The 12,853-nt window shown below is 71.7% G+C and carries 7 protein-coding genes; all 7 read right to left on the minus strand.

The features are described from left to right. Positions 1-15: 15 nt before the first annotated feature. Positions 16-5,091 (minus strand): alpha-L-arabinofuranosidase C-terminal domain-containing protein, encoded by a 5,076-nt coding sequence (locus tag I598_RS07290; protein ID WP_068202396.1) that lies wholly within the window; start codon positions 5,089-5,091, stop codon positions 16-18. Between the two features lie 160 nt (positions 5,092-5,251). Beyond that, complete coding sequence (yjfF, locus tag I598_RS07295; protein ID WP_068205104.1) at positions 5,252-6,226, minus strand: galactofuranose ABC transporter, permease protein YjfF; 975 nt, start codon at positions 6,224-6,226, stop codon at positions 5,252-5,254. Between the two features lie 80 nt (positions 6,227-6,306). Continuing rightward, positions 6,307-7,377, minus strand: coding sequence for an ABC transporter permease (locus tag I598_RS07300; protein WP_068202397.1), 1,071 nt, complete (start codon positions 7,375-7,377; stop codon positions 6,307-6,309). Continuing rightward, the gene (locus tag I598_RS07305; protein WP_068205105.1) at positions 7,377-8,915 is read right to left on the minus strand and encodes a sugar ABC transporter ATP-binding protein; all 1,539 of its coding nucleotides are present in this window, start codon (positions 8,913-8,915) and stop codon (positions 7,377-7,379) included. The genes I598_RS07300 and I598_RS07305 overlap by 1 nt, the downstream gene beginning before the upstream one ends. Before the next feature lie 97 nt (positions 8,916-9,012). Next, entirely contained in the window at positions 9,013-10,026 is a 1,014-nt protein-coding gene (locus I598_RS07310; protein ID WP_068202398.1) for an ABC transporter substrate-binding protein, read from the minus strand. 172 nt (positions 10,027-10,198) lie between these two features. Further along, the gene (locus I598_RS07315; RefSeq protein ID WP_068202399.1) at positions 10,199-11,740 is read right to left on the minus strand and encodes a sugar ABC transporter ATP-binding protein; all 1,542 of its coding nucleotides are present in this window, start codon (positions 11,738-11,740) and stop codon (positions 10,199-10,201) included. Continuing rightward, positions 11,740-12,759: a LacI family DNA-binding transcriptional regulator gene (locus I598_RS07320; protein ID WP_068202400.1), complete on the minus strand. Its 1,020-nt coding sequence runs from the start codon at positions 12,757-12,759 to the stop codon at positions 11,740-11,742. The genes I598_RS07315 and I598_RS07320 overlap by 1 nt, the downstream gene beginning before the upstream one ends. Positions 12,760-12,853: the final 94 nt, after the last annotated feature.

Raw genomic sequence — 12,853 nt, forward strand, 5'->3', positions numbered from 1 at the left:
GGTCGCTCGATCAGGTCAGGGCGTCACCTGCCACGGGCCCCACGGTGACGACGCCGGCTCCTGGTTCCGCGTCCACCACCTCGCCGTGTACGTCACGCCGTCGTGCTCGACGACGTCACCCGCGGTGAAGATCCGCGACGGCGTCCAGATCGCCACCCCGCCGGTGGTCGAGGCGATCTCCTGCCACGCCGAGTACGGCGAGGCCCCGGGGGTCTGGCCCCTGGTCCACCAGGTCGCCTCGAACACCGCCCCCTCGTAGGTCACCCGGTCCCCCGCGGTGTAGACGCTCGACGAGTCCCAGGCCGCGTGCTCCGGCTCGGCGGGCTTCTCGGCGAGACGCAGGAACGTCACCGAGTGGGCCGGGAAGTCGTACGTGAACGCGTCCGCTCCCCCGTCCCAGGCACGGTCGACGGGCACGACGGCGTCCGGGTCGGCCTTGGTGTTGGTGACCGACGGGTCGGCCACGATCTCGGTGACGGCGACGTCGGCCGCGACCTCGAAGCCGCCGGTGACGGACACGTCGGTGCGCGCGGTCGAGGCGCCGGGGTTGACGACCTTGACGATCAGCTCGCCGGTGTCCGCGTCGTGGGTGACGACCTGGTAGAGCGACTTCTCGGTCGGCTCGGTGTAGGTCATCTGCAGCTCCCCGTCGAGGTAGAGCTCGACCGTCCGGCCGGACACCACGACCTTGACGCGGTAGTCCTGACCGGTGGTCACCGACTCGCCCTCGAGCGCGGCCACCTCGTTGGCGGACCCGCCGTCGGCCCGCTGGAGGACGGACCGGGTGTTGTTCCACCCACCGAGGTTCCACCAGAGGTAGTCGTTCGCGCCGCCGGCGGCGAAGCCGACGAGGAAGCCCTCGTTCCCGGAAAGCTTGCGGGCGTCGAGCTCGAGCGTGTAGTTCGACCAGTCGACGTCGTAGGCGCCGGTCGGCACGGTCCGGGCGTCGTTCGCGGTGCCCGACTGGACGTACTCGCCGTCCTGCACGGCCCACGACCCGGCGACCGGCGACCAGCCGGAGGCGTCGTCGAAGGAGTCGGAGTACAGCACCTCGCCGGTCTCGTTGTCCGTAACGGTGACGTCGTCGTACGCCGCCTGGGTGGCCCAGGTCGACAGGAAGACGCCGCCGTCGAGCGGGCCGTTGCCCGGCGCGGCCGGGCCCGTGTGCTCGCTCGGCACGACCTCGTCACCGACGTTGTTCATGAACAGGTGCTGGTTCCAGTAGTTCACCGAGGCCCAGGACTCGTCGTTGTCGAACCACATCATGTCCGGGGACCACTGGACGTAGTCCTCGTTGGCGAACATCGGCGCGTAGGAGGCCAGCTCGACGAGGTCGGAGTTGCGCTCCAGGCCGGTCATGTACGCCGCCTCCGCCAGGGCGTTGCCCCACGTGTTGCCGCGGGAGGCGTACTCCCCGAGGAACACGTGCGGGCCCTCGCGGTCGTAGGCGTCGTACCGCTCGTCGTTCTGCAGGAACCACGACGGGTCGTTGTAGTAGTGCTCGTCGACCATGTCGACGCCCTGGTCGCGGTTGAACTCCCACAGCTCGTCGAACCGGGCGCCGGTGTCGTCCGGGCCGGAGTTGGAGATGATCGTGACGTCCGGCCAGGCCTCGGCGACGGCGTCGCGGAAGGCCGGGAAGTTCGCCTGGAAGGTGTCGGTGTTCTCCTCGTTGCCGAGGCCGATGTACCGCAGGTCGAAGGGCTCCGGGTGGCCGAGCTCGGCACGCACGGCGCCCCACTCGGTGTCGACGTCACCCTTGGCGAACTCGATGAGGTCGACCGTGTCGGCCACCCAGCGGTCGAAGTTCTCGTCACCCTCGGTCATCTCGGGGATGGACGAGCCGCACCCGTTGGCGCCGACGGAGACCACGGGCAGCGGGGTGGCGCCGAGGTCCTCGGCCCACTCCATGTACTCGAGGTAGCCGATGCCGTACGACTGGTTGTAGCCCCAGAAGTTCCAGTTGGTCGGGCGCTCCTCGACGGGGCCGATGGTCTCCTTCCACTGGTACGTGCGGCGGCGGTCCTGGCCGTCGGAGCCGAGGTAGGTGTCGAACGTGCCGACGTTGGTGACGCACCCGCCGGGGAAGCGCAGGAACTGCGGGTCCAGGTCCTCGACCATCTGGGCGAGGTCCTTGCGCAGCGGGCTCTTGCCGTTCACCGGACCGACCCACGTGTCCTGCGGGAACAGCGACACCATGTCGAGGCGCAGCGTGCCGGCGGCGCCGGTGACGACCTGGAACCGGGCGTCGTTCGCGGTGCCCGCCACGGTGAGCGTGGTCGTGTACCGCTTCCACTCGTCGGAGCCGTCGACGGCGACCTCGCCGGTCGCGTAGGTGGTGGCGCCGTCGGTCGACACCACGCGGACGGTGAGGTCCTGGGCGGTGGCGCTGCGGGCCCACACCGAGACGTCGTAGGAGGCGCCGTCGTCGACGGCGACACCCTCGTTGTACGACGCGTTGGCCACGCCGGTCGTGCCGTCGGAGTCGACGGTGAGGTAGTAGCGGTTGGAGTCGTTGAGCCACTCGTCCCGCTCCGACTCGACGGCGATCGAGCCGCCGCCGACCTTCGACCAGCCGGTCAGGCCGGTGAAGGACGCGTTGTCGGACGCGTTGAACTCGAAGGACCGGTTGCGGACGAGCTCGGCGTACAGCCCGCCGTCGGCCGCGTAGTTGATGTCCTCGTAGAACGCGCCGTAGAGGTCGTCGCTCATGTCGGTGCGCTCGGCGGCCGTGTCGATCGTCAGCTCGTGCTCGGTCACGTCGACCGGCACGACGACGAGCCGTGCGGCGTCGTCAGCGTGGCCCAGCACGAGGGCTCCGTCGGCACCCGCGGTGAGCGCCTGGTCGCCGACCAGGACGGCGATCGTGCCGCCGCCGACGTCGGACAGCCGCACGACGACGGGCTCGTCGCCCGCTGCGCCGACCGTCAGCCGGTCGCCGTCGCGCACCAGCGGGGCGCCGGACGGCGTGGCCAGGGTGACCGGACCGGGCACGTCGCCCGTCGCGGTGGCGACGAGGCTCGTGGTCTCCAGCGGGCGGTCCGCGACGAGCGCGAGACCACCGTCGTCGACGAGGTATCCGCCGTCGGCGCCCGCCAGGGTGAACTCGCCCTCGGGCACGACGTCCGCGCCCTCCGGCTCGACGAGCGCGAAGTAGTCGAACTCGACCTCGTGGCTGGGCGCGCTGCCGGCCGCGAGCGCGTAGAGCCCGACCTGCGTGACGTCGGCGGCGAGCGTGGTGGTGGCCACCTGCGTCCAGTCGACGTCGTCCCACACGGCGACGGTCAGCTCGTCACCGGTGCGGGTGACGCGGATCGTCTCCCCGGTGGAGCCGGGACGTGCGGCGAAGGTCGCGCCGTAGACGGCGCCCGTCTCGGTGCCGGTCTCGATGCCGACGGGCTCGCCGCCGAACACGGACGCGTGGGTGAGGCCCGCGCGGACATAGTTGTCGTGGTCCTGCCAGGCGACGATGCCGGCGCCCTGGAAGTCGGCCTGCGGGGTGGCCGCCAGCGCCGTCTGCGCGACGAAGTCGCCGGCCGGGACGTCGAGGAGGAACACGTTCTCGTAGCTGTTGTCGCCCTGGTAGGTGTCGCCGGGCTGCGACTGCAGCGTGAGGGCCCCGTCGCCGAGGGACCAGGCGGACGCCTCCTCGCGGGCGATGCTCCAGCGGTCGTCGAGGTCGGTGCCGTCGAACGGGTCGACCCACGCGCCGTCGGGCAGCGGGGCCGCCGTGGGCGTGGTGACGGTGACGGTCGCGGACGCGGACGCGGTGCCGAACGGCGAGGTCGCGGTGATCGTCGCCGTGCCGTCGGCCACGGCCGTCACGACGCCGTCGGCGTCGACGGTCGCGACCGCCTCGGCGTCGCTGGACCAGGTGACCGACCGGTCGTCCGCGGTGATCGGCGTGACGGTGGCGGTCAGCGTCGTCGTGGCGCCCGCGGCGAGGCGGACGTCGGAGCGGTCGAGGGTGACGCCCTCGGCGAGCAGGTCGGGCTGGTACGCCTCCAGGAGGGCGGTCTGCTCGTCCGCGGTGATGGGCAGCACGGTGCCGTGCCGCGGGTTGCTCGGCAGGTCGACGTCGGGCAGCGACGTCCAGTCGCCGGACGCGAGGTCCTGCGTCCGGAACAGCATGTATCCCTGGCCGCCGTGGTACGACGGCTGGTCGATCATGAGGTACCACGAGTCGTCGGTGAGCGACGGGAACATCGTGGGGCCCTCGCCCGCGGTGAACGTTCCGCCCCACGGGTTGGGCTGGCCGACGCCGATGCGCTCGGCGACCAGGTCCCAGCCGTCGCCCTCGGTCACGCCCTGGGTGCGGCGCAGGTCGGTCGAGGTCTCCTGGCGGACCGTGTAGTCGGCCTCGTCCTTGGTGAGCCGGTGGTAGACGCTGCCGCCGGCGCCGTCGGAGACCTCCGCGATCGTGGAGTCGATCATGCCGCGGCCGGCGCCGCGGTCCATGTCGATCCACGGCTGCGGCTCGGTGAGCTCGGTGAAGTCCTCCGTCGTGGAGTACAGCATCCGCTGGTACGACGTGGCGATGTCACGGTCCTCGGGGGCGACGTCGTCGGGGTAGAGCGCGGAGGCCCAGTAGACGACGAACTCCCCGGCGGCGGCGTCCCAGTGCGCCTCCGGTGCCCACAGGTTGCCGGCCTCGGCGGGCGCGAGCTCGACCTCACGCTGCTCGGACCACGTGACGAGGTCCGGGGACTCCCAGACCATCATGGACCGGCTGCCCGTCTCCTGGGCGGTGCCGAAGTCGCCGCCACCGTAGATCTGCAGGTCGGTGGCGAGCAGGTAGTAGACACCCGTCTCGGGGTGGCGGATCAGGAACGGGTCGCGCAGCCCCTCGGTGCCGAGGGTGGACTCGAGGATCGGCTCGCCGTCGTTGAGGGTGTGCCAGGTGCTGGGGTCCTCGGACTCGCTGACCGCCAGGTAGATCTTCTCGCCGTCGGCGCCCTCGCCGGCGAAGTAGGGGAAGACGTAGGCGGCGTGGTCGGCGTCGACGGCTGCGGGCAGGGGGGCGGCGGCCGTCGCGGGGACGGCGAGGGCCGCGGCCGGCAGGGCCAGGGCCAACGTCAGTGCGGTGGGCACCGATCGGTGTACAGCTCTGTACATCGTGCTTGCTCCTCGCTGAGCGGGTCGTTGTGAGCGCTCACATTCGTGCGCGGTCGGTCGGTCTCGCAGAGGTGGGACAGGACGGACGACGGTCCGGGTCGCCCGCGACGGGCGGGCGACCCGGACCGGACGGGCGCTACGTGCGCCGAGCGGTGAGGACGCGCTGCAGGATGACGAAGACCAGCAGCAGGACGCCGATGAAGATCTTCGTCCACCACGAGCTGAGCGTGCCCTCGAACGTGATGACGGTCTGGATCAGGCCCAGGACCAGCACACCGAGCACGGAGCCGAGCACGAAGCCCGTCCCCCCGGTGAGCAGGGTGCCGCCGATGACGACGGCGGCGATGGCGTCGAGCTCCATCGCCACACCGGTCAGCGAGTAGCCCGACCGGGAGTACATCGCGAACAGCAGGCCGCCGAGGCCCGCGCAGGTGCCGGACACCACGTAGACGAGCACCTTGGTGCGCGCCACCGGCAGACCCATCAGCCGGGCCGACTGCTCGCCGCCGCCGATCGCGTACACGGTGCGGCCGAACTGCGTGTAGTGCAGCAGGAAGAACGCGACCGCCACCACCACCAGCGCCACGGCGACCCCCGTCGTCATGCGCCAGTAGCCGCCGATCCACGTCGTCCAGCCCGCGATCGCCGCGAAGGTCTCGTCGTTGATCGGGATCGACTCCGGGGCGATGACGAAGCACAGCCCGCGGGCGAAGAACATCCCCGCCAGCGTCGCGATGAACGGCTGCACGTCGAACACGTGGATCATCACGCCCAGCAGGAGCCCGATGAACGAGCCGACGAGCACCACGAGCGGCATCGCGACGGCCACGGGCCAGCCCGCGTCGATGAGGTACGCCGCCGTCACCGCGGACAGGGCGAGCACCGCCCCCACCGACAGGTCGATCCCGCCCGTGAGGATGACGAACGTCATCCCGACGGCCAGCACGATGAGGAACGAGTTGTTGATGAACAGGTTCGCCAGCACCTCGAGCGACAGGAAGTTCTCGTAGCGCACGCCGCCGACCGCGAGGATCAGGGCGAGCACCACGAACGTCCCCACGACGGGCATGTACCGGCGGTCGACGCGCCACCGGCGCGGCACGGAGGCCATCCGCGGCCCCTCCTTCCGAGGTCCGGACGCCGGTGCGACGGCGTCCTGCGGACCGGTGACGGGCGTGACGTCGGCAGCCATCAGACGGCCACCTCCTCGGGCCGGGCCGCGCGCCGTCGGGCGCGGGCTGCGAACGTCGCCCGGATCCGCGGCGACTGGAGCAGCGTCACGACGATGACGACGAGCGCCTTGAACAGTGGCGTGACCAGCGGCGAGATGCCGACGATCGTCACCGTCAGGGTGAGCGTCGTGATGATGAGCACCCCGACGAACGTGCCCGACAGCGAGAACTTGCCGCCCTGGAGCGACGTCCCGCCGATGACGACCGCGAGGATCGCGTCGAGCTCGATGAACAGGCCGGCGTTGTTGGCGTCCGCCGCCATGACGTTCGACGCGAGGATGAGCCCGGCCAGGCCGGAGAACAGCCCGGACAGCGCGAACACCGTCCACACGATGGTGCGGGCCTTGACGCCGGCCAGCCGGCTGGCCGCCGGGTTGATGCCGACGGACTCGACCAGCATGCCGAGCGCGGTGCGACGGGTCAGCAGCGCGACGAGCACGAACACCCCGTACGCGATGAGCATCGCCACCGGCAGGCCGAGGAGGAACCCCGTGCCGAGCGTCTTGAACGGCGCGCTGGTCACCGTGGTGATCTGCCCCTCGGTGATGAGCATCGCGATGCCGCGGCCCGCCGTCATGAGGATGAGGGTCGCGATGATCGGCTGGATGCCGACCACCGACACGAGGAACCCGTTCCACACCCCCAGCAGCAGGCAGACGCCGAGCGCCAGGCAGATCGCGGTGAGGACCGTGACCGGCGACCCGGGCGTCGGGGACGTCGCGATGTAGCTCAGCGACAGCGCCCCCGCGATGGCCACCACGGCGCCCACCGACAGGTCGATGCCCCGCGTCGCGATGACGAGCGTCATGCCGAGCGCCACCAGCATCAGCGGCGCGGAGTTGCGCAGGATGTCGATCGGCGCGCCGAAGAGGTGGCCGTCGCGGACGCCCACGGCCAGGAAGTCGGGGCTGAACGCCGTGTTCGCCAGCAGCAGCGCCGCCAGCGCGACGACGGGCCAGAACAACCCGTGCCGCGTCGCGCGACGCCAGGCCGGCTCGGTCGGGGCCGGCGCCTTGGTCGTGGCCGCCATCAGTGGTTCCCTCCGCTCGCGATGAGCTCGACGACGTCGTCGACGCCGACGTCGCCATTGTTGACGACCTCGGCCACCTTGACCCGGTCGCGCATGACGGCGATCCGGTGGCTGAGCCGCAGGACCTCCTCCAGCTCGGCGGAGATGAACACCACCGCCATCCCCTGCCCGGCGAGCTCGGCGACGAGCTTCTGGATCTCCGCCTTCGCCCCGACGTCGATGCCGCGGGTCGGCTCGTCGAGGATGAGCAGCTGGGGCGCGGTGGCGAGCCACCGCGCCAGGAGCACCTTCTGCTGGTTGCCGCCCGACAGGTTGCGCAGCAGCGCGTCCGGGTTCGCCGGGCGGATGTTGAGCGCCGCGACGTACTTCGCGACGATCTCGTCGACCTGCTTCGTCGGCAGCCGGCGCATCCAGCCGCGGTCCGCCTGCAGACCGAGCACGATGTTCTCGCGCACGGTGAGGTCGCCGACGACGCCCTCGGCCTTGCGGTTCTCCGAGGAGAACGCGATGCCGCGGTCGATCGCGGCGCGCGGGGTCCGCAGCCGGACGTCGTCGCCCCGGACGCGGGTGCTCCCGGCGTCCGCGTGGTCGGCGCCGGCGAGCAGCCGCGCCACCTCGGTGCGGCCGGACCCGAGCAGGCCGGCCAGGCCGACGACCTCGCCGGCGTACACGTCGAGGTCGAACGGCTGGACGCTGCCCCGGCGGCCGAGCCCGACCGCCTGCAGGAACGGGGTCGCCCCCTGCTCGACCGTCACCGTGTGGTCGGTGGTGACCTGGAGGTCCTCCAGGACCTCCATCGTCCGCCCGATCATCGTCGACACGAGCTGCAGCCGGTCGATCTCGGACGTGCGGTACTCCCCGACGCGACGGCCGTTGCGCAGCACGGTCATGCGGTCGGAGATCTCGTACACCTGCTCCAGGAAGTGCGACACGAACAGGATCGCGACGCCCTGGTCGCGCAGGCGGCGCACCACGGCGAAGAGCTGGGCGACCTCGTCGGCGTCCAGCGACGACGTCGGCTCGTCGAGGATGAGCACCTTGGCGTCGACCACCATGGCGCGGCTGATCGCCACGAGCTGCTGGACGGCGATGGAGTGCGCACCGAGCGACGACGCCGGGTCGATGTCGAGGCCCATCGTGGCCAGGTGCCGGGCGGCCTCGCGGCGGGTGGCCCGCCAGTCGATGGCGCCGAGCCGTCGGGGCTCGCGGCCCAGCATGATGTTCTCGGCGACGGTGAGGTTCTCGCAGAGGTTGACCTCCTGGTACACCGTGGCGACGCCCGCGGCCTGGGCCTCGCCGGGGCCGGAGAAGAGGTGCGGCTCACCGTCGACGACGATGTCGCCGGCGTCGATGCCGTAGACGCCCGTGAGCGCCTTGATGAGGGTGGACTTCCCGGCGCCGTTCTCGCCCATGAGGGCGTGCACCTCGCCGGGGAAGAGGCGGAGGTCGACCTGCTCGAGCGCCTTGACGCCGGGGAACTCGACGGAGATCCCGGTCATCTCGACGACAGGTCGCACCGCGGGGTCGGTGCTCGTCATCGCGTGCCTTCCGTGGTGCGCGGCGGGGTGCGTGCGCACCCCGCCGCGGGTTCGACGGGTGGACCGGCCGGGCGTCGTGGCGCCCGGCCGGTACCGCTCAGTACTCGCGGGTCGGCAGGGCCTCGATCGCGGCCTCCTGGTCGAACGCCTCGTCCTTGACGACGATGCGCTTCTCGACCTCCTCGCCGGCCACGACCTTCTTGGCGATGTCCGCCAGGTCCGGGCCGAGCAGCGGGTTGCACTCGACGATGTAGTTGATCTTGCCGTCGGCGAGGGCCTGCATGCCGTCCTTGACGGCGTCGATCGTGATGATCTTGATGTCCTCGCCCGGCACCATGCCGGCGGCCTCGATGGCCTCGATGGCACCGAGCCCCATGTCGTCGTTGTGGGCGAAGACGAGGTCGATGTCGTCGTACTTCTGGAGGAAGCCCTCCATGACCTGCTTGCCCTCGGTGCGGGTGAAGTTGCCGGTCTGGGAGTCGATGATCTCCAGGTCGGTGCCCTCGATCGCGGTGGCGAAGCCCTCCTTGCGGTCGATCGCCGGGGCGGAGCCGGTGGTGCCCTGGAGCTCGACGACCTGGAACCCCTCGCCGTCGTACTGCTCGGCGGCCCACTCGCCGGCCATCTCGCCCTCGAGGACGAAGTCGGAGCCGATGAACGACTCGTACAGGGTGTCGTCCTCGGAGTCGACGGCGCGGTCGGTGAGGACGACGGGGATGCCGGCCGACTTGGCCTCCTGGAGCACCGGGTCCCAGCCGGTCTCGACGACCGGGGAGAACGCGATGACGTCGACGCCCTGGGCGATGTAGGAGCGGATCGCCTGGATCTGGTTCTCCTGCTTCTGCTGGGCGTCGGAGAAGCTCAGGTCGAAGCCGTTCTCGGCGGTCAGGGTGTCCTGGATGGACTTGGTGTTGGCGGCTCGCCAGCCGGACTCGGCGCCGACCTGCGAGAAGCCGATGGCGATGGTCTCGTCGCCGGACCCGCCCTCCTCGGCCGCTCCGGTGGGCTCGGCGGTGCCGCCGGCCTGCTCGCTGGAGCACGCCCCGAGCGCGAAGAGCGCGACGGCGGACAGCGCGGCGACGGTGCCGCGGGTGAAGGTCGAACGTGCCATGGTCTCCTCCTCGAGATGCCGGGCGGCCGGTGCTTCCGGCCTGGGGGTCAGCTCCGACCCTCCGGCGAACGCTTGGCGTTGTGACCGCTAACATAGTCTCGGATGTGACCGGTCACAATAGTGCCGGCCGTCACCGGTGGTCACGATCCTGTAACAGCGGCTCCGGCGACCGTCAGTCGGCGTCGTCCAGCTCCGCCGCGATCATCTCGACGATCGTGTCCACCGTGACCCCCGGGCCGTTGCTCAGCTCGCCGATCTTCTCCCGGTCCTTGAGGACCACGATGCGGTCGCTGAGGCGCACGACCTCCTCGAGCTGGGAGGAGATGAACACGACCGCGACACCCTCCCCCGCCAGCATCGCCACCCGACGCTGGATCTCGAGCTTGGCGGCGATGTCGATGCCACGGGTCGGCTCGTCGAGGATCAGGACGTGCGGGCGGGTGGCGAGCAGCCGGGCCAGCATGACCTTCTGCTGCGTGCCGCCGGACAGCTCGCCCGCCGGGCGGTCCAGGTCCGCGGGCTCCAGGTGCAGCGCGTCCAGGTAGGTGTCGACCACCGCGTCCTGCTCGGCGCGGGACAGCGGCCGCGTCCAGCCCCGGAGCGCCTGCAGCCCCAGGACGATGTTCTGCCGCACCGTCAGCTCGGCGACGATGCCCTCGCGGCGCAGGTCCTCGCTCGACACCGCGATCCGGTGCCGCAGCGCCGCCGCCGGGCCGCGCAGCTGCACCCGCGCGCCGTCCAGCCAGAGCTCGCCCCGGTCCGGGCGCTCCACCCCGCCCATCAGGCGGGCGAGCTCCGTGCGCCCCGAGCCGCGCAGGCCCGCGAACCCGACGACCTCGCCCGGGGAGAGCTCCACGTCCGTCGGCTCCAGCGACCCGCGCCGCCCGATCGCCGCCGCCCGCAGCCGCACCGGCCGGGACTCCGCGTAGTGGTGCTCCAGCCGTTCGGAGTGCAGCGCCTGCAGCGCGTCGATGTCCTCCCCGATCATCTTCGAGATCAGCTCGGCGCGGTCCACCTCGGACGTGCGGTACTCCGCCACGACCCGGCCGCCCCGGAGCACCGTCATCCGGTCGCTCACCTCGAGCACCTGCTCGAGGAAGTGCGAGACGAACAGCACCGCGACGCCCTGGCCCCGCAGCCGCCGGACCACGCCGAGCAGCCGGTCGGCCTCGGCCTCGTCCAGGCTCGACGTCGGCTCGTCGAGGACGAGCACCCGCGGCTGGAGCACGATCGCGCGGGCCACGGCCACGAGCTGCTTCGTGGCGGGGGGCAGGGACGCCAGCGGCGCCCGCGGGTCGACGTCCTCGATGCCCAGGGTCGCCAGCGCGGCCGCGGCACGCTCCCGGTTCCGCGCCCAGCGGATGCCGAACCGCCCGCGCACCTCGTGCCCGATCATGATGTTCTCGGCCACCGACAGGTGCGGGCTGAGGTGGGACTCCTGGAAGACCGTCGCGATGCCCTCCGCCCGGCTCCGCGCCACGCTCGTCGGCGGGCGGGGCACCCCGTCGACCAGGACCGTGCCCGCCTGGATCGGCACGGTCCCCGTCAGCGCCCCGATGAGGGTGGACTTGCCCGCCCCGTTCTCCCCCATGAGCGCGTGCACCTCCCCGGGGCGCAGCGTGAGGTCGGCGGCGTCGAGCACCCGCACGCCCGACAGCTCGACGGTGATGCCGCGCATCTCGACCACCGGGGCCGTCACCGCGGTGCGCGCCATCAGGCGGTCTTCCGCGGGCGGGCGCTGGAGGCGCGGGTGACGATCTCGGCCGAGATCCGGGTCACGTCGGGGATCTCCCGCTCCTCGATCGCCGCCCGCAGCACCTCGACGATCGACACCCCGAGGGCGTCGAAATTCTGCCGCACGGTGGTCAGCGGCGGGATGACGTGACGGGCCAGCGGGATGTCGTCGAACCCGACGACGCTGAGGTCGTCCGGCACCGAGAACCCGCGCTCGTGCAGCCCGTGGACGAGCCCCACCGCCATGTCGTCGTTCGCGACGAACACGGCCGTGTACTCCGGGAGCTCGCGGATCCCGCGCGCGAACTCGTACGCGAAGTCCGCCGTCCAGTCGCCGACGACGACGGGACGCTCGCGGATCCCCCACGACTTGGCCCGGGCGTGGAACGCGCGCTCGCGGCTGCGGGCGTCGAGCCAGTCGAGCGGCCCGGCCAGGTGCAGGATGTCGCGGTGCCCGAGCGCGACGAGGTGGTCGACCGCGAGGGCCGTCCCCGCCCGCTGGTCGACGGTCACCGTGAGGAACGTGGGGTCCTTGTCCGGCTTGACGACGAGCACGGGGACGCCGACGGCGATGCGCCGCAGGTCCGCGATCGACGAGGACCGCGGCGCGACGACGCACAGCGCGTCGACGCCGAGCGCGACGAGGTGGTCGACGGCCTCCTGCGGGGTGATCTTGGCACCCGCCTGCAGGAAGACGGAGCTGACCTCGTAGCCCGAGGCGCGGGCGGCCGACTCGACGGCGTACAGGGTGCTGGTCGGGCCAAACGTCGTCGCGCTCTCGACGAGGACGCCGATGCGGTGGCTGCGCTGGGTGGCGAGCGCCCGGGCCGTCAGGCTCGGCCGGTAGCCGAGCTCCTCGATGGCCTCCTCGACGCGGCGCCGGGTGGACTCCCGGATGTTCGGGTGGTCGTTGAGCACCCGCGACACCGTCATGTGCGACACGCCGGCGAGCTGCGCGACCTGCCGGATGTTCGGCTTCTCGACGCCGGGACTCGCCATGCAGGGCCTCCATCGGACTCGCCGGACGACCGTCGGGCGGCGTGGCGACGCCAGGATACCGCCGCCCGGACAGGCGACGAGCGTGCAGACTCGG

It is taken from the genome of Isoptericola dokdonensis DS-3 (assembly GCF_001636295.1).
Lineage (GTDB): Bacteria > Actinomycetota > Actinomycetes > Actinomycetales > Cellulomonadaceae > Isoptericola > Isoptericola dokdonensis.

Bases quoted from the DNA above. Each gene is read 5' to 3' on its own strand.
- I598_RS07300 (WP_068202397.1), bottom strand. From the start codon at position 7,377: ATGGCGGCCACGACCAAGGCGCCGGCCCCGACCGAGCCGGCCTGGCGT.
- I598_RS07315 (WP_068202399.1), bottom strand. From the start codon at position 11,740: ATGGCGCGCACCGCGGTGACGGCCCCGGTGGTCGAGATGCGCGGCATC.
- I598_RS07305 (WP_068205105.1), bottom strand. From the start codon at position 8,915: ATGACGAGCACCGACCCCGCGGTGCGACCTGTCGTCGAGATGACCGGG.
- yjfF (WP_068205104.1), bottom strand. From the start codon at position 6,226: ATGGCCTCCGTGCCGCGCCGGTGGCGCGTCGACCGCCGGTACATGCCC.
- I598_RS07320 (WP_068202400.1), bottom strand. From the start codon at position 12,759: ATGGCGAGTCCCGGCGTCGAGAAGCCGAACATCCGGCAGGTCGCGCAG.
- I598_RS07310 (WP_068202398.1), bottom strand. From the start codon at position 10,026: ATGGCACGTTCGACCTTCACCCGCGGCACCGTCGCCGCGCTGTCCGCC.